General features: G+C 70.7%; 15 protein-coding genes and 1 pseudogene. 12 read left to right on the top strand and 4 right to left on the bottom strand.

Features of this window, described 5'->3' with window-relative positions; all coding sequences use genetic code 11:
* Positions 1-59: 59 nt before the first annotated feature.
* The 3 genes from ACH4S8_RS23085 to ACH4S8_RS23075 are packed head-to-tail and all read left to right on the top strand — an operon-like array spanning position 60 to position 3243.
* A complete protein-coding gene (locus ACH4S8_RS23085; protein WP_398396918.1) occupies positions 60-1268 on the top strand; it encodes a DUF5819 family protein in 1209 nt (402 codons plus the stop codon).
* Positions 1265-2497, top strand: coding sequence for an HTTM domain-containing protein (locus ACH4S8_RS23080; protein ID WP_398396916.1), 1233 nt, complete (start codon positions 1265-1267; stop codon positions 2495-2497). Before ACH4S8_RS23085 ends, ACH4S8_RS23080 begins: the two co-directional genes overlap by 4 nt.
* Positions 2494-3243, top strand: coding sequence for a TrmH family RNA methyltransferase (locus tag ACH4S8_RS23075; protein ID WP_398396913.1), 750 nt, complete (start codon positions 2494-2496; stop codon positions 3241-3243). Before ACH4S8_RS23080 ends, ACH4S8_RS23075 begins: the two co-directional genes overlap by 4 nt.
* Before the next feature lie 35 nt (positions 3244-3278).
* On the opposite strand, the gene paaN is transcribed toward ACH4S8_RS23075, so the two are convergent.
* Positions 3279-4991 (bottom strand): phenylacetic acid degradation protein PaaN, encoded by a 1713-nt coding sequence (gene paaN, locus ACH4S8_RS23070; RefSeq protein ID WP_398396911.1) that lies wholly within the window; start codon positions 4989-4991, stop codon positions 3279-3281.
* 148 nt (positions 4992-5139) lie between these two features.
* Here paaN and ACH4S8_RS23065 point away from each other — a divergent pair, with 148 nt between their 5' ends.
* Together ACH4S8_RS23065 and ACH4S8_RS23060 are read left to right on the top strand one after the other, a co-directional pair.
* A complete protein-coding gene (locus ACH4S8_RS23065) occupies positions 5140-6654 on the top strand; it encodes a 3-hydroxyacyl-CoA dehydrogenase (RefSeq protein ID WP_398396908.1) in 1515 nt (504 codons plus the stop codon).
* Entirely contained in the window at positions 6651-7241 is a 591-nt protein-coding gene (locus ACH4S8_RS23060) for a TetR/AcrR family transcriptional regulator (RefSeq protein ID WP_398396906.1), read from the top strand. Before ACH4S8_RS23065 ends, ACH4S8_RS23060 begins: the two co-directional genes overlap by 4 nt.
* Before the next feature lie 145 nt (positions 7242-7386).
* On the opposite strand, the gene ACH4S8_RS23055 is transcribed toward ACH4S8_RS23060, so the two are convergent.
* A complete protein-coding gene (locus ACH4S8_RS23055; RefSeq protein ID WP_385397672.1) occupies positions 7387-7872 on the bottom strand; it encodes an Lrp/AsnC family transcriptional regulator in 486 nt (161 codons plus the stop codon).
* Between the two features lie 189 nt (positions 7873-8061).
* Here ACH4S8_RS23055 and pdhA point away from each other — a divergent pair, with 189 nt between their 5' ends.
* The 5 genes from pdhA (at position 8062) to ACH4S8_RS23030 (ending at position 14460) form a co-directional block, all read left to right on the top strand.
* Positions 8062-9231 (top strand): pyruvate dehydrogenase (acetyl-transferring) E1 component subunit alpha, encoded by a 1170-nt coding sequence (gene pdhA, locus ACH4S8_RS23050; RefSeq protein ID WP_398396904.1) that lies wholly within the window; start codon positions 8062-8064, stop codon positions 9229-9231.
* Entirely contained in the window at positions 9228-10232 is a 1005-nt protein-coding gene (locus ACH4S8_RS23045) for an alpha-ketoacid dehydrogenase subunit beta (protein ID WP_398396902.1), read from the top strand. Before pdhA ends, ACH4S8_RS23045 begins: the two co-directional genes overlap by 4 nt.
* Positions 10232-11704, top strand: coding sequence for a dihydrolipoamide acetyltransferase family protein (locus ACH4S8_RS23040; protein ID WP_398396900.1), 1473 nt, complete (start codon positions 10232-10234; stop codon positions 11702-11704). Before ACH4S8_RS23045 ends, ACH4S8_RS23040 begins: the two co-directional genes overlap by 1 nt.
* A gap of 78 nt (positions 11705-11782) precedes the next feature.
* The gene (locus tag ACH4S8_RS23035; RefSeq protein ID WP_398396898.1) at positions 11783-12997 is read left to right on the top strand and encodes an NTP transferase domain-containing protein; all 1215 of its coding nucleotides are present in this window, start codon (positions 11783-11785) and stop codon (positions 12995-12997) included.
* Positions 12994-14460 carry a molybdopterin molybdotransferase MoeA gene (locus tag ACH4S8_RS23030; RefSeq protein WP_398396896.1) on the top strand — a complete coding sequence of 489 codons (1467 nt, stop codon included), beginning with the start codon at positions 12994-12996 and terminating at the stop codon, positions 14458-14460. The genes ACH4S8_RS23035 and ACH4S8_RS23030 overlap by 4 nt, the downstream gene beginning before the upstream one ends.
* Before the next feature lie 499 nt (positions 14461-14959).
* On the opposite strand, the gene ACH4S8_RS23025 is transcribed toward ACH4S8_RS23030, so the two are convergent.
* Together ACH4S8_RS23025 and ACH4S8_RS23020 are read right to left on the bottom strand one after the other, a co-directional pair.
* On the bottom strand, positions 14960-15664 hold the full coding sequence (locus ACH4S8_RS23025) for a DUF6082 family protein (protein WP_398396894.1): 705 nt from the start codon (positions 15662-15664) through the stop codon (positions 14960-14962).
* Between the two features lie 597 nt (positions 15665-16261).
* Complete coding sequence (locus tag ACH4S8_RS23020; protein WP_398396892.1) at positions 16262-17380, bottom strand: potassium channel family protein; 1119 nt, start codon at positions 17378-17380, stop codon at positions 16262-16264.
* 360 nt (positions 17381-17740) lie between these two features.
* Between ACH4S8_RS23020 and ACH4S8_RS23015 the strand changes: the two genes are divergently transcribed.
* Positions 17741-18652 carry a DUF4214 domain-containing protein gene (locus tag ACH4S8_RS23015; protein WP_398396890.1) on the top strand — a complete coding sequence of 304 codons (912 nt, stop codon included), beginning with the start codon at positions 17741-17743 and terminating at the stop codon, positions 18650-18652.
* A 129-nt stretch (positions 18653-18781) separates the two neighbouring features.
* Positions 18782-19474: pseudogene (locus ACH4S8_RS23010) on the top strand (potassium channel family protein); the annotation flags it as partial.
* Positions 19475-19502 lie beyond the last annotated feature (28 nt).

Below are 19502 nucleotides of genomic sequence, written 5' to 3'. Positions count from 1 at the left end.
GTACGGTGCCCGCAGTCCGGCGACCGGCAGTCGGATCCGGGATCGTGGATCGGGGCGGGATGGACGCGAGGGACGAGGGCTCGAAGCGGGAGCCGGGTTCGGTCGCGCCCGAGGGCGGCGCGCCCGGCGGTGCCGCGGGCGGTGCCACCGGCGGTACGCCGCTGCCCGGCCCGCGGCCGGCGGGTGAGGCGGCGGCCGGTGAGCGGCCCACCAGTGGTGCGCGGACCGTCCGTCCGCGGCCCGGGGCGGAGGCTTTCCCGGAGCCAGGGGACGACGATCCCGGAGACGACGAGCGCGAGGGCGCCGAGTCCGAGGGTGCCGCTTCCGCGGGGCGGGTGGAATCCGCGTCCGAGGACGTCGCCGATCCGGGCACCGAGCCGGCCGGCACCGAGCTGACCGGGACAGAGCCTGGCGAGGCCGAGCCGGCTGGAGCCGAGCCTGGCGAAACCGAGCCAGACGGAACCGAACCGGCCGGAGCCGAGCCTGCCGAAACCGAGCCGACTGGAGCCGAACCGGCCGGAACCGGGGCGGTGCCTCCCCCGCGGTCCGGCGCGACCGCGTTCCCGGAGCACCCCGGGGAACCCGGCTGTCCGGGGGACGCGACTCCCGCCGGCCTCGCGGCCCTCCCCCTGCCTCATCAGATCGCCGCCGCCCTCGCCCTGGCCCTCGTGGCCGTCGTCGCCTGTGTGCACCTCGGCATGGTGTTCCTGCACGTCGCGCCCTCGAACACGGTGACGAAACAGCACGGCCGCGCGATCGACGACTGGATCTACCCCGAGTTCGAGCAGAACTGGAAGCTCTTCGCTCCCAACCCGTTGCAGCAGGACATCGCGGTCCAGGTCCGCGCCCTGGTGCGCACGGCGGACGGCATCAGCCGGGAGACCGGCTGGTACGACCTGTCAGCGCTCGACGGACAGGCCATCGACGGAAACCCGCTGCCGAGCCACACCCAGCAGAACGAACTGCGCCGCGCCTGGGACTTCTACGTCGGCACGCACGACGGCGAGAACCGTCCCGTGGGCCTGCGCGGTGACCTCTCGGAGAGCTATCTGCGCCGCATCGGCGTGCTGCGCCTCGACCGCGAGCACGCGGGCGGCGAGGGCGCCGTCGTCGAACGTGTCCAGTTCCGCTCGCTGACCACCGACGTGCCGCCTCCGCGGTGGAGCGACGAGAAGGTGTCCGACCGGCCCGCCGTCCGTGAGCTGCCCTGGTGGGCCGTTCCCGGCAGCGACCGCGCGGACGGACCGACGGAGGCGAGCGCCCGATGAACCGATTCGCTCCGACGGTCGCGCGGGGCATCGCCCGGGTCACCGAGTCCGCTCTCGGCCCGTACCAGAGCGCCGTGATCCGTATCGGCTTCGCCGCCACCTGGCTGCTGTTCCTGCTGCGCGAGTACCCCCACCGCCAGGAGTTGTACGGGCCCGACGCACCCTGGAGCTGGGACCTGGCCCGGCAGCTCATGGCGAGCAACCACGCCTTCACGGTCCTGGTGTGGTCCCACAGCCAGGTCTGGTTCGAGGCCGTCTACGCCCTCGCCGTCCTCACCGCCGCCCTGCTGCTCGTGGGATGGCGGACCCGGGCGATGTCCGTGCTCTTCATGGTCGGCGTGCTGTCCCTGCAGAACCGCAGTGTCTTCGTCGGGGACGGCGGGGACAACGTCCTCCACCTGATGGCGATCTACCTGGTGTTCACCCGCTGTGCCCAGGTGTGGTCCCTCGACGCGCGGCGGGACCGCCTCGCCCGCGAGACACACGCGCGTGGCGATCGGACCGGGCCCGACCGGGTGGGCCCCGCGCTGTGGGCGGGACTCGGGATCGTGCTGGCGGTGGCGACGGGCGCCGGACGCATCGACGGGGGCGTCCTGGGCGGCTGGCTCACGGTCTTCTGGGGACTGTGGGCGGTGCAGGCCCTGTGGTGGGCGGTCGGCCGGTTCGCCCGCGCCGCGGAGCCGCGCATCCTGCTGGACGTCGTCGCCAACCTCGTGCACAACGCGGCCCTGATGATCATCATGGCGGAGGCGTGCCTGATCTACGCGACCGCCGGCTGGTACAAGATCCAGGGTTCGCGCTGGCAGGACGGCACCGCCGTCTACTACCCGCTCCACCTGGAGTCCTTCTCCCCGTGGCCGGCGCTGTCCGACCTGCTGTCCGCGCACGGAACGATCGTGATGCTGGTGACGTACGGGACGGTCCTCGTACAGGTCGCCTTTCCCTTCACCCTGTTCAACCGGCGGGTCAAGAACGTCCTGCTGGCGGCCATGATGACCGAGCACGCCGTGATCGCGGTGGTCCTCGGGCTGCCGTTCTTCTCGCTCGCGATGATCGCCGCGGACTCCGTGTTCCTGCCGACGTCCTTCCTGCGGCGCCTGGGCGGACGGGCCACGCGCGCGCGTGACCGGCTGTTTCCCGGCGGCGGCCGGGAGGTTCCGGGGCCCCGGGAGCCCGGACCGGGCGTTCCGGAGGAGCCCGAGCACCCGCACGTAGGCTTCACCGCATGAACGACCCGGTACGCGTCTGGCGCCAGCTCTTCGACGACTCCGTCCTGCTCGACGGCTTCCACGCCCTCAAGCACGCGGTGCGCTTCGGGGCGCGCGTCCCGGTCGCCGTCACGACCGGCCGGCCGGCGGTCCTCGAACTGGCCGACGAACTCGCCCCCGACGTACGCGCCGCTCTCGACGAACTGCTGGCCGAGGTCCCGGAGGCGGTGTTCGCATCCCTCGTACCGCGTCCGCACCCCACCTCGGTGGCGGCTCTCGCCGTACGTCCCTCCCGCGCCGCCAACCTGGAGACGCTGGCCCGGGCGCCGCGCAGCGCGCCCGTGGTCGTCCTCGACAATCCGCGCAACCTCGGCAACGCCGGTGCGGTGATCCGGCTCGCGGCGGGTTTCGGCGCGACCGGCGTGGTCACGACGGGCACGCTCGACCCCTGGCACCCCACGGTCGTACGCGGCGGGGCCGGGCTGCACTTCGCGACCGCCGTGGAACGCCTGACGGTGGACGAGCTGCCGGCCGGCCCGGTGTTCGCGCTCGACCCCGAGGGCGAGGACATCCGGGGGACGAAGCTTCCCGACGACGCCCTGCTCGCCTTCGGCTCGGAGCGCAGCGGGCTGTCCGCCGAACTGCGCTCCCGGGCCGACCACCTGGTGTCACTGCCGATGCGCCCCCAGGTCTCCAGCTACAACCTCGCGACCAGTGTGGCCATGACGCTGTTCCACTGGAGCGCCGCGGGGGGCGCACCGGCGTAGGGGTGCCGTCAGGGCCGGACGACACCCCAGGGGGCTCACGCCTCGCGGCGTACCTCGATCACCCGGAAGCGGTTCGCCACGAACGCGCCGTCGCACAGTGCCGCGTTGGCCGCGCCGTTGCCGCCCGAGCCGTGGAAGTCCGAGAACGCGGCCGTCTGGTTGACGTAGACCCCGCCCGTGAGGTTCAGGGAGAGCTGGGCGCACTCCTCCAGGCAGGCCTCCTGCACCTCGCGCTCGAACGCCTCGTCGGTGGTGTACGCGCCGACGGTCATCGCGCCCTTGTCCCGGGTGGTGCGCCGCAGCAGCTCCACGGCGTCGGCGGCCGAGTCGACCGCGACGGCGAAGGAGACCGGGCCGAAGCACTCGCTCATGTAGGCGGCCTCATCGTCGCCTCCGGCGTTCTCCCAGTACTTGCGCGCGCCGTCGAGCTTCACGATCAGCGGTGAGCGCACGACGGCACCCGGGAACTCCGGGTTCTCGATCTGCCGTGAGGGCAGGGCCACCTCGCCGAGTCCGGCGGCGGCCTCCAGCCGGGCCTTCACGTCCGGGTTCACGATGGCGCCGAGCAGGGCGTTCGCGCGGGCGTCGTCGCCGAGGAGTCCGCCGACCGACTTCGCGAGATCGGCGGTCACCTCGTCGTAGGACTTGTGGCCCTCGTCCGTGGAGATGCCCTCGCGCGGGATCAGCAGGTTCTGCGGGGTGGTGCACATCTGGCCGCTGTAGAGCGACAGGGAGAAGGCCAGGTTGGACAGCATCCCCTTGTAGTCACCGGTGGACTCCACGATCACCGTGTTGACGCCGGCCTTCTCCGTGTAGACCTGCGCCTGGCGGGCGTTGGCCTCGAGCCAGTCGCCGAAGGCGGTGGAGCCGGTGTAGTCGATGATGCGGATCTCGGGGCGGGTGGCCAGCGTCTTCGCGATGCCCTCGCCGGGACGCTCGGCGGCGAGCGCCACCAGGTTCGGGTCGAAGCCCGCCTCGGTCAGCACCTCGCGCGCGACCTGCACGGTGAGCGCGAGCGGGAGCACCGCGCGCGGGTGGGGCTTCACCAGGACCGCGTTGCCGGTGGCCAGCGAGGCGAACAGGCCCGGATAGCCGTTCCACGTCGGGAAGGTGTTGCAGCCGATCATCAGCGCGATGCCGCGCGGGACGGGGGTGAACTGCTTGGTGAGCGCGAGCGGGTCGCGCTTGCCCTGGGGCTTGCTCCACTCCGCGGTGTCGGGGGTGCGGACCTGCTCCACATAGGCGTAGGCCACCGCCTCCAGGCCGCGGTCCTGTGCGTGCGGGCCGCCCGCCTGGAACGCCATCATGAAGGCCTGGCCGCTGGTGTGCATGACCGCGTGCGCGAACTCGTGGGTGCGGTCGCTGATCCGCTTGAGGATCTCCAGACAGACCGCGGCGCGGATCTCCGCGCCCGCGTCGCGCCAGGCGCGCTGTCCCGCGCGCATGGCGGGCAGCAGGACGTCGATGTCCGCGTGCGGGTAGGTGACCCCCAGCTCGATGCCGTACGGCGAGACCTCGCCCCCGACCCAGTCGTCCGTGCCGGGCTGGCCCAGGTCGAGACGGGTGCCGAGGAGGGCGTCGAAGGCGGCTTTGCCCTCGGCCATGCCCAGGCTGCCGTTCTCGCCGTACGCCTTGGGATGCTCGGGGTGCGGGGACCAGTACGCGCGGGTGCGGATCGCTTCCAGCGCCTGATCCAGGGTGGGCCGGTGCTGGGTGATCAGCTGGTGCGCGGTGAGTTCGGCGGCCATCAAGGACCAACTCCTTGTCTCAAGAGCTCCTCGTCGAGCTCGCGAGCTGGGCAGGAATGGACAGTCAGAGTTAGAGTAACCGAACGATCGGTCGGGACAAGGGGGTCCGCCGCATCTGTGGAAAACGGCGTGCGGGAGGATCGCGCACATGACAGCACTCGACCTCAGCAGCCCCGTGGCAGTCGTCGGCACCGGCACCATGGGCCAGGGCATCGCCCAGGTCGCGCTGGTGGCGGGCCACCCCGTGCGGCTCTACGACGCCGTTCCCGGGCGTGCCGCTGCGGCGGCCGAAGCGATCGGCGCCCGTCTCGACCGGCTCGTCGCGAAGGACCGGCTCACCGGCGCCGACCGGGACGCCGCGCGCGAGCGGCTCCGGCCTGCCGAGAGCCTCGCCGACCTCGCGGACTGCGCGCTCGTCGTCGAGGCGGTCCTCGAACAACTCGACGTCAAGCAGAAGCTGTTCGGCGACCTCGAGGACGTCGTCGGGGACGACTGCCTGCTGGCCACCAACACCTCCTCGCTGTCCGTCACGGCCATCGGCGGCGCGCTGCGCAACCCAGGCCGTTTTCTCGGGCTGCACTTCTTCAACCCGGCGCCGCTGCTGCCCCTGGTGGAGGTCGTCTCCGGGTTCGCGACCGACGTCACGTCGGCCACGCGCGCGTACGAGACGGCCCGCGCCTGGGGCAAGACGCCCGTCGCCTGCGCGGACACGCCCGGGTTCATCGTCAACCGCATCGCCCGGCCCTTCTACGCCGAGGCGTTCGCGGTCCACGAGTCCCAGGCGGCCGACCCCGCCACCATCGACGCGGTCCTGCGCGAGTCCGGCGGTTTCCGGATGGGAGCCTTCGAACTCACCGACCTGATCGGCCAGGACGTCAACGAATCCGTCACGCACTCCGTGTGGCGGTCCTTCTTCCGGGACGTGCGCTTCACGCCCTCGCTCGCCCAGCGGCGGCTCGTCGAGTCGGGCCGGCTCGGCCGCAAGACGGGACACGGCTGGTACGACTACGGGGACGGTGCCGAGGCCTCCGAGCCGCACACCGCGGAGAAGGCGCAGCCGCCGGCGTACGTCGTCGCCGAGGGCGACCTGGGCCCCGCCGCCGACGTCCTCGCCCTGATCCGCGAGGCGGGCATCCAGGTCCGGGAGGACGAGGAGGACCACGGCACCCGTCTGGTGCTGCCGAGCGGCGGGCAGCTGGTCCTCGCCGACGGCCAGACCTCGGTCGAGTTCCGTGACGTCGTCTACTTCGACCTCGCGCTCGACTACCGCAAGGCCACCCGGATCGCCCTGTCGGCGTCCCAGGACACCGCCCCCCAGACCCTCTCCGAGGCCATCGGCCTCTTCCAGGCGCTGGGCAAGGACGTCAGCGTGATCGGGGACTGCCCCGGCATGATCGTCGCCCGCACGGTGGCCCGGATCGTCGACCTCGCGTACGACGCGGTCGCCAAGGGCGTGGCCACCGAGGAGGACATCGACACCGCGATGCGCCTCGGCGTCAACTACCCGCTCGGCCCCTTCGAGTGGAGCCGCAGGCTCGGCGCGAGCTGGTCGTACGACGTCCTGGACGAACTGCACGTGCGCGACCCCTCAGGGCGCTACGCCCCGTCGCTGGCGCTCTACCGCCACGCGTACGCCACCGAGAAGCGGGAGGGCACCCAGTGACCACCGCCAAGCGGGACACGTACACCCCCGAGACGCTGCTCTCCGTCGCGGTCCGGGTCTTCAACGAACGCGGCTACGACGGCACTTCCATGGAGCACCTCTCCAAGGCGGCCGGCATCTCCAAGTCGTCGATCTACCACCACGTCTCGGGCAAGGAGGAGCTGCTGCGGCGTGCGGTGAGCCGGGCTCTGGACGGCCTCTTCGAGATCCTCGACGAGGAGCACGCGCGCGTGGGACGTGCCGTGGAGCGCCTGGAGTACGTGGTGCGGCGCATGGTCGAGGTACTCACGTCCGAGCTGCCCTACGTGACGCTGCTCCTGCGGGTGCGCGGCAACACGGACACCGAGCGGTGGGCCCTGGAGCGGCGCCGGGACTTCGACCACAGGGTCGCCGAACTCCTGAAGGCCGCGGCCGCCGACGGGGACGTACGCGGTGACGTGGAGGTCCGGCTCGCGACCCGGCTGGTCTTCGGAATGATCAACTCGCTCGTGGAGTGGTACCGCCCCGACGCCCGGGGCATGGGCGCGCGGGAGGTGGCCGACGCCGTGGTGGTGCTGGTCTTCGGGGGGCTCCGGCAGGAGCCGTGAGGCCGGCCGCCGGGCCGGTGACGCATGGGCCGGGCGGGCCTCTTGGGCCCCAAGGGCTTGTGGTGCCGAGGCGGAGCGCTTCAGGGCTGAAGTGCTGCGGTCCCGGGTCCGGCGGGGATCCGTGGGGCCGGGAGGCCCGGCGGCGTCAGCCCTCCGGCTCCAGGTCCTCCTCCTCGAACACCAGCAGCGTCCTGCTGCTGAGCACCTCCGGGATGGCCTGGAGCCGGGTGAGCACCAGTTCGCGCAGCGCCCGGTTGTCCGGCGTGTGCACCAGGAGAAGGACGTCGAAGTCGCCGCCCACCAGGGCGATGTGCGAGGCCCCGGGCAGCACCCTCAGCCGCTCCCGCACCGTGCGCCAGGAGTTCTGCACGATCTTGAGGGTGATGTAGGCCGATGTGCCCTGCCCCGCGCGCTCGTGGTCGACGCGCGCGCCGAAGCCGCGGATCACACCGTCCTCGATGAGGCGGTTGATCCGTGCGTAGGCGTTGGCCCGCGAGACATGGACCCGCTCGGCCACGGAACGTATGGAGGCACGGCCGTCCGCCTGCAGCATGTGCAGGATGTCCTGGTCGATCGCGTCGAGCGGACGGGCGGGCGGCACGGAGGGTCCGGCCTCCGGCGGCTCGGCCATTTGTTCAGGTGCCATGTCCCCCCGCCTCCCTACCATGGACGTACTGCATCCATCTGAGGCTGCGCAGAACCGTTTGTCCACAGCCTGGCGGCGCCTGTAGCCAAAATGTGCCGACGACCGAACAATCGGTAGGTGGGACACGTCACATCCGTGCCGCGTCCGAAGCCGCTCCCACGAGGAGGTGCCGTCATGACGGTCATGGAGCAGCGAGGGGCCTACCGGCCCACGCCGCCGCCCGCCTGGCAGCCCCGCACCGACCCCGCGCCGTTGCTGCCCGACGCGCTGCCCCACCGCGTCCTCGGCACCGATGCCGCCGCCGAGGTCGACCCGGCCCTGCTGCGCCGTCTGCACACGGAGCTGGTGCGAGGCCGCCGGTACAACGTCCAGGCCACCGCTCTCACCAAGCAGGGCCGTCTCGCCGTGTACCCGTCCAGCACCGGGCAGGAAGCCTGCGAGGTCGCCGCGGCGCTCGTGCTGGAGGAGCGCGACTGGCTCTTCCCGAGCTACCGCGACACCCTCGCCGCCGTCGCCCGCGGCCTCGACCCCGTCCAGGCCCTCACGCTCCTGCGCGGCGACTGGCACACCGGTTACGACCCGCGCGAGCACCGGATCGCGCCCCTGTGCACCCCGCTCGCGACCCAGCTCCCGCACGCCGTGGGCCTCGCGCACGCCGCCCGCCTCAAGGGCGACGACGTGGTCGCGCTCGCCCTGGTCGGCGACGGCGGCACCAGCGAGGGCGACTTCCACGAGGCGCTGAACTTCGCCGCCGTGTGGCAGGCCCCCGTCGTCTTCCTCGTGCAGAACAACGGCTTCGCCATCTCCGTCCCGCTCGCCAAGCAGACCGCCGCCCCGTCGCTGGCCCACAAGGCCGTCGGCTACGGGATGCCGGGACGCCTGGTCGACGGCAACGACGCGGTGGCCGTGCACCAGGTCCTCGGCGAGGCCATCGCCCACGCCCGTGCGGGCGGCGGTCCCACCCTCGTCGAGGCCGTGACGTACCGCATCGACGCCCACACCAACGCCGACGACGCCACCCGCTACCGGGGCGACGCCGAGGTCGAGGCCTGGCGCGCGCACGACCCCGTCGCCCTGGTGGAGCGCGAGCTGACCGAGCGCGGACTGCTCGACGAGGCCGCCCTCCAGGCGGTGCGCGACGACGCCGAGGCGATGGCCGCGGACCTGCGGGAGCGCATGAACCAGGACCCGGTGCTCGACCCCATGGACCTGTTCACCCATGTGTATGCCCGACCCACTCCTCAACTGCTTGAGCAGGAGAGCCAGTTGAGAGCGGAGCTGGACGCCGAGGCGGACGGCACGCTCGGAGCGGGCCCGCACGGCCCGGAAGGAGCCGGGCGATGACCACGGTTGCCCTCAAACCGGCCACCATGGCGCAGGCGCTCGGGCGCGCCCTGCGCGACGCCATGGCCGCCGACCCCTCCGTCCACGTCATGGGCGAGGACGTCGGCACCCTCGGCGGCGTCTTCCGGGTCACCGACGGGCTCGCCAAGGAGTTCGGCGACGACCGCTGCACGGACACCCCGCTCGCCGAGGCGGGCATCCTCGGCGCGGCGGTCGGCATGGCCATGTACGGCCTGCGGCCGGTCGTGGAGATGCAGTTCGACGCGTTCGCCTACCCGGCGTTCGAGCAGCTCCTCTCGCACGTGGCGAAGATGCGCAACCGCACCCGGGGCGCCATGCCCCTGCCCATCACGATCCGCGTCCCCTACGGCGGCGGCATCGGCGGCGTCGAGCACCACAGCGACTCCTCCGAGGCGTACTACATGGCGACCCCGGGCCTGCACGTCGTCATGCCCGCGACCGTCTCCGACGCGTACGGACTGCTGCGGGAGGCCATCGCCTCGGACGACCCGGTGGTCTTCCTGGAGCCGAAGAGGCTGTACTGGTCGAAGGACTCCTGGAACCCGGACGAGCCGTCGGCCGTCGAGCCGATAGGCCGCGCGGTGGTGCGGCGCGAGGGTCGCAGCGCCACGCTGATCACGTACGGACCGTCCGTGCCCGTCTGCCTCGAAGCCGCCGAGGCGGCGCGGGCCGAGGGCTGGGACCTCGAAGTCGTCGACCTGCGCTCCCTGGTGCCGTTCGACGACGAGACGGTCGCGGCGTCGGTGCGGCGGACCGGACGAGCCGTCGTCGTGCACGAGTCGAGCGGGTTCGGCGGACCGGGCGGGGAGATCGCGGCCCGCGTCACGGAGCGCTGCTTCCACCACCTGGAGGCGCCGGTGCTGCGCGTCGCCGGGTTCGACATCCCGTATCCGCCGCCGATGCTGGAGCGGCACCACCTGCCCGGCGTCGACCGGATCCTGGACGCCGTGGGACGTCTGCAATGGGAGGCGCAGGGCTGATGGCACAGGTGCTGGAGTTCAAGCTCCCCGACCTCGGGGAGGGACTCACCGAGGCGGAGATCGTCCGCTGGCTGGTGGAGGTCGGTGACGTCGTCGCCGTCGACCAGCTCGTCGTCGAGGTCGAGACGGCCAAGGCGATGGTCGAGGTCCCCTGCCCCTACGGCGGTGTGGTCACCGCCCGCTTCGGCGAGGAGGGCACGGAACTGCCCGTCGGGGCACCGCTGCTGACCGTCGCCGTCGGCGCCCCGGCTGTGGGCGAGGACGCCGGGACAGGTCAGGACGACCGGAGCGACGAGGGCTCGGGGAACGTACTGGTGGGCTACGGCACGGGAGCGCCCCCGGCGCGGCGCCGGAGGGTACGCCCCGCGGGCGGTGCCCCGGCCGGCGGGCCGTCCGGCGCCCCGGCCCCGGCGGACAGGGGTATTTCACCCGCCCGGCCGGGCCGCCCCGAACCCGTCGGTGCCGCGGCTGTGGCACGGACCGCCCGGAACGGCGTCACCCCGGCGCGGGGCGACGGCCCCGTGCCCGTCATCTCGCCCCTGGTGCGACGGCTCGCCCGGGAGAACGGCGTGGACCTGCGGGAGCTGGAGGGCTCCGGTCCCCAAGGGCTCATCCTGCGGGCCGACGTCGAGTACGCGCTGCGTGCGGCGGCGACCGGCCGGCTCCGGCCGTCCGGCACCGCGACGCCCTCGTACGACGGCCTCACCGAACAGGCGACCTCGTACGCGGACATCGCCTCGGTCGTGCCCGGTGCGGCCGGTGTCTCCCGGGGCTCGGCCCCGCAGGGCGTCCGTGTCCCCCTCCGGGGCGTCCGCGGCGCCGTCGCCGACAAGCTCTCGCGCAGCCGGCGCGAGATCCCCGACGCGACCTGCTGGGTGGACGCCGACGCCACCGAGCTCATGCAGGCCCGCAGGGCGATGAACGCGGCCGGGGGGCCGAAGATCTCCCTGCTGGCTCTGCTGGCCCGGATCTGCACCGCGGCGCTGGCCCGTTTCCCCGAGCTCAACTCGACCGTCGACATGGACGCCCGTGAGATCGTCCGGCTCGACCAGGTGCACCTGGGCTTCGCGGCCCAGACCGAGCGCGGGCTCGTCGTTCCCGTCGTACGGGACGCGCACACCCGCGACGCGGAGGGCCTGAGCGCGGAGTTCGGCCGGCTGACCGAGGCGGCCCGGACCGGGACGCTGACGCCCGCGGACCTCACGGGCGGCACCTTCACGCTGAACAACTACGGTGTGTTCGGCGTCGACGGCTCCACGCCGATCATCAACCACCCCGAGGCCGCCATGCTCGGCGTCGGCCGCATCATCCCCAAGCCCTGGGTCCACCAGGGCGAGTTGGCGGTGCGTCAGGTCGTCCAGCTCTCGCTCTCCTTCGACCACCGGGTCTGCGACGGTGGCACGGCGGGCGGTTTCCTTCGGTACGTGGCGGACTGCGTGGAACAGCCGGCGGTGCTGCTGCGGACTCTGTAGGACGTGGGGTCCGGTCGGCCCGGGCCCCTGCCGTGCCCCGGGGGTGGCGCCGATTGTCTCGGCGCCCATACTCGGGGCATGACCGCGTACGAGCCCGAGGGCACGACCGGGGGACCGGGCAGCCGTGATCCGCGGGACACCGCCGCCGCCGACGCCGGGTACTTCGATGCCGGTTACGACGCCGTCGTGCTCGCGGGCGGCGCTGCCCGACGGCTCGGCGGCGAGGACAAGCCCGGCGTGCGGGTCGGCGGCCGCACCCTGCTGGACCGGGTGCTGGCCGCGTGTGCCGACGCCGGCCGCACCGTGGTCGTGGCCGGCCCCAGGCCCACGGCACGCCCCGTGGAGTGGGCCCGCGAGGACCCGCCGGGCGGGGGACCGCTCGCCGCGCTGGACGCCGGGCTGCGGCACACCGTGGCGCCGTACGTCCTCGTGCTCTCGGCCGACCTGCCGTTCCTGGAGGAGAAGACGGTCCGGCGCCTGCTGGACACCCTCCGCACCGGCGGCACACACGGAACCCGGCCCGCACCGGAAACACTCCGCCCGGCTCCCGACGGACCGGTCACCCACGACGACGAGCCCGGCACCGGCCAGGACGGCCGTGGCACCCGCTCGGAGAGGCAGACCGCCGACGTCGGGCACGGCACCGGCCCCGACGGGCACCACACCGGCCCCGGCGGTCACCCCGTCGGCCCCGACAGGCACGGCACCAGCTCCGACAGGCAGGGCACCCGCCCCGACGGAGTCCTCCTCACCGATACCGGTGGGCGGGATCAGCCGCTCGTGGCCGTCTACCGCGCGGACGCGCTGCGCCGCGAGCTGGCCGTGCTCTCCGCCGCGCACGGGGGCCTCGCCGGACTGCCGCTGCGCCGGCTCGTCGCCGCGCTCGACCTCACTCGCATCACCGACCCCGTCGCATCCTTCGACTGCGACACCTGGGACGACATCGCCGCCGCTCGAGCGCGCATCAGGGAGCATGGGCACGTGCTGGATGAATGGATTTCCGCAGTCAAGGACGAGCTGGGCATCGACCTGGACGTCGACACCGGCGTTCTGCTCGACCTGGCCCGCGACGCCGCGCACGGCGTCGCCAGGCCGGCCGCGCCGCTGACCACGTTCCTCGTCGGATACGCGGCCGCGCGGGCTGGCGGAGGACCGGAAGCGGTCGCCGAGGCCGCCCGCAAGGCCGCCGCGCTCGCGCTCCGCTGGGCCGACGAGGACACCCCCGAGGCCCGCCCGGACGCCGCGTCGCCCGCCACCCCCGCCCCGCCCGCCGCCGAGCCGGACGCCGGATGACCGCCGCCCGCTCCACCCGGGACAGCCAGGACAGCCGCGACGACCAGGACGCCGACGACTTCGACGTCGAGGAGGCGCTCGCCCTGGTCAAGGGCACGGGCGCCCGCGCACCCGGCGAGCCCGGCCGGGCGGAGCGTGCCGTCCCGGGCCCCCAGGGAACCGAAGAGGCGGCGGTCCCGGCGCCCGGTGCCCAGGACAGCGGCAAGGGCGAGCATGCTCGTCACCGGTCCACCCCGTGGCCGGAGGCCCGAAGCATCGCCGCGCGGGCCGCCCGTTCCCTGCCCCGCCGTACGCCCGTCCCGGTCCCCCTCGACGCCTCCCTCGGCCTCGTCCTTGCCGCCCCCCTGACCGCGCTCACCGACCTGCCCTCCTTCGACACCTCCGCCATGGACGGCTGGGCGGTCGCCGGACCCGGGCCCTGGAAGGTGCGGGAGGACGGCGTGCTCGCCGGGCACGCGGAGCCGGAGCGGCTCGGCGACGGCGAGGCGGTCCGGATCGCCACCGGGGCGCGGGTCCCGCGGGACGCGACCGCCGTCCTGCGCAGCGAGCACGGCCGCCTCGACGACAAGGGACGGCTGCACGCGAGCGTGGCGCAGACGCCCGGCTCCGTCCGTCCACGGGGAGTCCTGGCGCTCGCGCACGGGCAGGACATCCGCCCGCGTGGCCAGGAGTGCCGCAGCGGCGACCAGCTGCTGCCGAGCGGAGCCCTGGTCACCCCCGCTGTGCTGGGCCTCGCGGCCGCCGCCGGGTACGACACGCTCGCCGTCGTTCCCCGACCGCGCGCCGAAGTGCTCGTCCTCGGCGATGAGCTGCTCACCGAGGGGCTGCCCCGGGAGGGGCTCATCCGGGACGCGCTCGGCCCCCTGCTGCCGCCGTGGCTTCGGGCGCTCGGCGCCGAGGTCGTCGCGGTGCGCCGGCTCGGCGACGACGCCGAGGCGCTGCACAAGGCGATCACCGGCTCCCGGGCCGATCTGATCGTCACGACCGGTGGTACCGCGGGCGGTCCCGTCGACCATGTCCACCCCACCCTGCGCCGGATCGGCGCCGAACTGCTGGTGGACGGCGTCAAGGTGCGGCCGGGACACCCGATGCTGCTGGCCCGCACCCGGGAGGACCAGCACCTCGTCGGCCTGCCCGGCAACCCCCTCGCCGCCGTCTCCGGACTGCTCACGCTCGCCGAGCCGCTGCTGCGCACCCTGGCCGGACGCACGGCCCCGGAGCCGTACACCCTGCCTCTCGGGGAAGCCGTGCACGGACACCCGTACGACACCCGGCTCATCCCCGTCTCGCTGCGCGGCGAACGGGCCGTGCCGCTGCACTACAGCGGCCCGGCGATGCTGCGGGGCATCGCCGCCTCCGACGCCCTCGCGGTCGTACCGCCGGGTGGTGCGCGGGCCGGGCAGGAGCTGGAGCTCATCGATCTGCCGTGGGCCGTCACGGGGATCGAAGCGTGCTTCGCCTGAGCCGGCCGGGCGTGCGTGTTTCGTCCGGGCCGATCGGGGGCGTGAACGGCATGAATCCGAGCGGGGAGTGTTTCACGTGAAACTTCCGGGCGACGACACGACCGACATGAAGGGCCCTGTCGGCTTACCTCGCCGGTTTTGTGTGGACAGTATTTAAACGTGCGCCACGCTGATGGGGTGAGTGCGACTCAAACGGAGTAAATCATTCAATATGGTGGCGTTTCAGGCGATATGCTAGCGTTTCGGGCGTGGCTAAAATTTCCTTGCTGGCATCCAGCGCTTGTGGCACCGAGCTCAACTGTCCGGCAATCTATGAGCTGCCAAACGGAGACCTTGCCGTAATCGGCACACAAGCGCCGGAAGAGCTGTACGGGCAACTTCCTCAGGGGCCGAGAGTGGGGCCGGGAGAGCATCTCGTGGTTCTCCCCAGGGCCCTTGCGGTCAGTGCTGGGTGGAATCGTCCGGGGCGGGAGTGATGTGACTCGGGGGCCTGGTTCCCTCAGGCCTCCTGCTGTTCGGCCATTCGGCGCTGAAATGCGAGTTCTGCTATGTCGTAGAACTTCTGCATCTTGCCGCCGTGGGGAGTAGCTTGGCTGCGCCCTGCGCGGGTCTTCTCCCAGAACGACCTGAGCAGGGCGCTCTCGAACAGGTGGTACATCATCTCTTCTGCCTCGGTGCAGTTGAATACACCTAATGCGTATGCCATGCACTCGAACGAGATTATTTGATTTGCGTACAGAAACTGCTTGCGGGTCTCATTCGAAACGTCTGGTCCGTAGCCTGGCCAGACGTCGGCGAGCAGGGGATCTTCGATGGCCGCGGTTATCAGTGAGTGATGTTGCCCTCGGATCGCTGCTTCTGCCACCTTCATGGCACATTCGTTGCTGACGCGTGCGTCGTCCCGCACGGCCATGAGTTCAGCCTGCTTCTGTGCCATCAACTCCGATTGTTGGGACTCAAGAAACTCTCGTTGCATCCTCGTCTCCTCGCGTTGCCGGTTAAAGCTTCGCGCCACATAGACCAGGACGACGATCGAAGTGGCCCCCGGTGCTGCCCCAAAAGCTTGACCTGCGTTACCGCTTTGTGCGGACTGCAGTCCTGGTATGCGTACCAGGGCAAGGGTGAGGACGATGGACGCCAGGCAGGCAAGGATCGTGATTCCAGCCATCGTGCCAGATTCCCTGACAGACCTGCCGTTCGACATGTAGCTTCAACCTCCTTGATTCGTGCGGAGCATTTCCCCGGATCTAGCTTATTGCCGTGGCAAGGCTTCGTTACACGACGCTTGGACGGGTGCACGGGGGGCGCACGGAAGCATCTTGGAGTCGAACAAGGGGGTTTTGGGTAGTGAAATATTTGCTCTTATTCTCCTCGCGTCTTGCGGAAGTCGACATTCCTTAGGTTCAACTGCCACGGAACCGGCAAGAGTCTGTGCGTGGCTCAATGTGACTGGATCTTGTCGACAGGTCTGTCGACTCACTTCCATCGCACTGGAAAGCCGGGCAACCCTGGTCTCTTGCCGCCGAGGTTCCAGTCGTGCGTGGTGCGATCGGTGATGGCCCGGTTGCATGACCACGTCTTTGCCCGAAAGATCCAACCTTCGAAAGGTGAGCCTTGGGCGATGGATCAACTCGATGCACTTGCAACCGATCGTAGGCTGTCGATGATCTGCTCCCATGTTTCTTTCCTGGTTCGGGGAGCGCCGGGGCGCACGGGCTGGATATGTGCGCCGGCGTGCCGCGTGTGATGATTGAATAAAAGGAAGCGCGTTTGGCTGCGAAAGTTACGCTCTGTCGCATTTTCAGCCTGATCGACGGGCAGGTGCTGCCTGTCTGATCGAGATCACGCGGTCTTCGGCCTGGAGGCTCGCCGCCTCCGGTTCGGTGTAGTCGTAGACCTTCTTCCGGCGCACGACGGCCACGACCAGATCCGTGCACTCCCGGGGTGACCGACCGACCTCATCCGGGGTCACCGGGCGCTCCACGAGGTCGAGTCCTCGCCCGTAGGTCATCAGGTTCTCAAGGGCGTCCGCGACGTGCGGGTGGGCCATGGACACACCGAGAAGGCGTCCCGCGGAACTGGAGCTGGTGACAACGGTGTTGGCTCCGCTCTGCTTCAACAGGGGAAGGTTCTCGTCCTCCCGCACTGCGGCGACGATGGTTGCGTGCTTGTTGAGTTGGCGCGCGGTCAGGGTGACCAGCGCTGCGGTGTCGTCGCGCTGTGGGGCAACGATCACCCGGGTAGCACTGTGCAATTCGGCCTTCCGAAGGGTGTCCGATCGGGTGGCATCACCGAGTACCGACACGAGCCCGTCACTGCCGGCGGCCTCCGTGGCCTTTCGCTCGGGGTCGACAACAACGATCTTTTCCTTACGGATGCCCTGCCCCAGAAGAGCTTCCACGGCGTGCCGGCCCTTGGTCCCGTAGCCGACGACGACCACGTGATCCCGCAGATGGGCACGCCAGCGGTGGACACGCACCTGTTGGCGAGTGCGCTCCGTGAGGACCTCCAGCGTGGTGCCGACCAAGATGATCAGGAACAGCACGCGCAAGGGCGTGATGATGAAGATGTTGACGAGTCGTGCGGTGTCACTGACCGGGGTGATGTCGCCGTAGCCGGTGGTGGAGAGAGTGACGGTCGCGTAGTAGGCGGCATCGAGGAAGTCGACGCTGCCGTTCGCGTTGTCGTTGTAGCCGTCGCGGTCGAACCAGACCACGAGCGTCGTGACGAAAAGGATCAGCAGGGCCATGGTCAAGCGCCGTAGAACCTGCTGAAGGGGCGGCACGCTGCGTGCGGCCGGCATCGTGATGGAACGTCCGGCCTCGGCATCGTCCACGGCCTCGGCCCGCGACCGGTACCAGAGTGATCGGAGGATCGAGAACTTCCCGGTCTGAGAAGGGGGCCGTTTCTCGTCAGTCACTGCATGCCTCCTGCCGCGGTGATCCATCGAATCGGCACCATGATTCCGGATCGTGCGGCATCAGTGGCTCAGGATACGACCGGCGGTCCGTGATGCCACGGTCAAGCAGTGAGACTGTGGGGAGGGGCGACGGATTTCGACCGCAGCGATGTGTTGTTATCGGTCCGGTGGAAGAGCCCGGCTGATTTACCGACCCTGCTTGCAGACACCGTCCGGTCCTCACCTCGAAGCAACTGGAGTCGATCTGAAAATGTCAATGATCGTAAGTAGATGCTCAATCATGTCGGGCCCGTAAGCCGGTCGGGAAATCATCAGGTGGGACAGGGTGTTTTAAGCATCTTGCTGTGGAAGGCTTTCGGCATGAACCACCGCAAGTTGCGTTCCTGGCTTCGCCGGTCTGCCCGCTCAGTTCTGTTAGCCGTGCTGGCCGCGACCGTTGTCGCGGCCGGCCCCGGAGCGGCCAGTGCCGACATCGGCCGTCCGAATCAGGCCGAAACCGAGATCGAGAACTACTATCGAGAATTTCTGGGGCGCCCATCGGACCCGGGTGGCTTCACCGGCTACCGTGACCGAATGTGGGCCGATTGCAAGTTCGGCGTACTGTCCGCCGGCATGATGATCGGCGACAGCGCCGAAGCCCATAACCGGTGGCGCACGCCCAATGCATTCGTGCCCGCGATGTACCGCGCTCTGCTCAACCGCAATGCCGACTCAGGCGGTATGCAGACATACGTCAATGTCATCAACGCCCGGGGTTACCGCTGGGCAATCAGGGACATTCAGGCTTCGGCCGAGTTCCGCACCCGGCTCAACGCCATGTGCCAAGGGCGCCGGGGTTCCCTGACCCAGAACGAACTCAAGCCCGAGGAAGCCGAGTCGGCGGCACTCGGTATCGCCCAAGCAGGGACGGACCTCCTCAAGGCATGTGGGGTCGGTGCGGGCCTGACGCTGCTTGAGGTCGCGGTGACGAAAAGGGTGTATGCGGCGCCGAAAGCCATTAAGGCAGCCAAGATCGCCCTGTCTGCGAAGGTTGCAAACGGGACTACGGATGCTTGTAAATCCGCCTACAAGGTCACCTTGACGGCCTGGGAGATCGATCAGGCCGTCAACTACGTGCCTGGGTACGACAACCCCGGCTACAACAACCCGGCTTATGCCTACATCAACCAGTGGAGCGGTTGGGAGTGGAACGGCCGCTGGTGCCACGTGCAACTCGGCGCCGGCCGCTCGGCGCCCGAGCGTTCGTGGCGCGAGGTCAAGTTCCGTTGCTGACCGCGGCGGAGTGACCTGCGATCTCGCAGGAGAAGGTGCCCGGCGGCTTTGCGAGCTGTCGGGCACCTTGGGCGTGCACGACAGAACATGAGCGCGGTAAGTCTTGCACCAAGGGTACTTTCGAGAAAGCGCTGGAGGGCGGCCTTGAGGGATCACACCGTCGTTGTCGGCTTCGGGACCAAGGGGCGGTCGGCCATCGAGACCGTCTGTGCGACCGGGCTCAAGAAGGAGCAGGTCGTGGTCGTCGACCCGAGCTCGCGGGTCGTCGACGCGGCGGCGGCCGAGGGGTACGCGGGAGTGATCGGGGACGCCACGCGCAGCGATGTGCTGATGCGCGCCGAGCTCCACAAGGCGCGGCAGATCATCATCGCCACCCAGCGGGACGACACCGCGGTCCTGGTCACCCTGACGGCACGGCAGCTCAACCGAGGGGCGAAGATCGTGGCCGCCGTCCGCGAGGAGGAGAACGCGCCGCTGCTCCGGCAGTCCGGCGCCGACGCGGTCATCACCAGCGCCAGCGCGGCCGGCCGGCTGCTCGGGCTCTCCGTGCTCTCTCCCGCCGCGGGCATGGTGATGGAGGACCTGATCCATCAGGGCACCGGGCTCGACATCGTGGACCGGCCCGTCACCAAGGCCGAGGTGGGCCTGGGTGCCCGGGAGACCACCGACCTGGTGGTCAGTGTCGTACGGGGGCATCGCGTCCTCGGATACGACGATCCGGACGTCGGCCCGCTGCAGTCGACGGACCGGCTGATCACGATCGCGCGGGTCTCCCGCACCGTCCGGACGACGCCGGGCATCCGGTCCCTGCCGCAGGAGTAGGCGGAACCTTCCAGGAGTAGCGTCCCTC

Origin of the sequence: Streptomyces sp. NPDC021080 (assembly GCF_044333225.1) — a bacterium.
Lineage (GTDB): Bacteria > Actinomycetota > Actinomycetes > Streptomycetales > Streptomycetaceae > Streptomyces.
Note: the sequence above shows the minus strand (reverse complement) of the source record. Positions and strands in the feature narration are given on the sequence as shown.

Bases quoted from the DNA above. Each gene is read 5' to 3' on its own strand.
- ACH4S8_RS23065 (WP_398396908.1), top strand. From the start codon at position 5,140: ATGACAGCACTCGACCTCAGCAGCCCCGTGGCAGTCGTCGGCACCGGC.
- ACH4S8_RS23080 (WP_398396916.1), top strand. From the start codon at position 1,265: ATGAACCGATTCGCTCCGACGGTCGCGCGGGGCATCGCCCGGGTCACC.
- ACH4S8_RS23030 (WP_398396896.1), top strand. From the start codon at position 12,994: ATGACCGCCGCCCGCTCCACCCGGGACAGCCAGGACAGCCGCGACGAC.
- ACH4S8_RS23035 (WP_398396898.1), top strand. From the start codon at position 11,783: ATGACCGCGTACGAGCCCGAGGGCACGACCGGGGGACCGGGCAGCCGT.
- ACH4S8_RS23055 (WP_385397672.1), bottom strand. From the start codon at position 7,872: ATGGCCGAGCCGCCGGAGGCCGGACCCTCCGTGCCGCCCGCCCGTCCG.
- ACH4S8_RS23045 (WP_398396902.1), top strand. From the start codon at position 9,228: ATGACCACGGTTGCCCTCAAACCGGCCACCATGGCGCAGGCGCTCGGG.
- ACH4S8_RS23075 (WP_398396913.1), top strand. From the start codon at position 2,494: ATGAACGACCCGGTACGCGTCTGGCGCCAGCTCTTCGACGACTCCGTC.
- paaN (WP_398396911.1), bottom strand. From the start codon at position 4,991: ATGGCCGCCGAACTCACCGCGCACCAGCTGATCACCCAGCACCGGCCC.
- ACH4S8_RS23025 (WP_398396894.1), bottom strand. From the start codon at position 15,664: ATGTCGAACGGCAGGTCTGTCAGGGAATCTGGCACGATGGCTGGAATC.
- pdhA (WP_398396904.1), top strand. From the start codon at position 8,062: ATGACGGTCATGGAGCAGCGAGGGGCCTACCGGCCCACGCCGCCGCCC.
- ACH4S8_RS23085 (WP_398396918.1), top strand. From the start codon at position 60: ATGGACGCGAGGGACGAGGGCTCGAAGCGGGAGCCGGGTTCGGTCGCG.
- ACH4S8_RS23040 (WP_398396900.1), top strand. From the start codon at position 10,232: ATGGCACAGGTGCTGGAGTTCAAGCTCCCCGACCTCGGGGAGGGACTC.
- ACH4S8_RS23015 (WP_398396890.1), top strand. From the start codon at position 17,741: ATGAACCACCGCAAGTTGCGTTCCTGGCTTCGCCGGTCTGCCCGCTCA.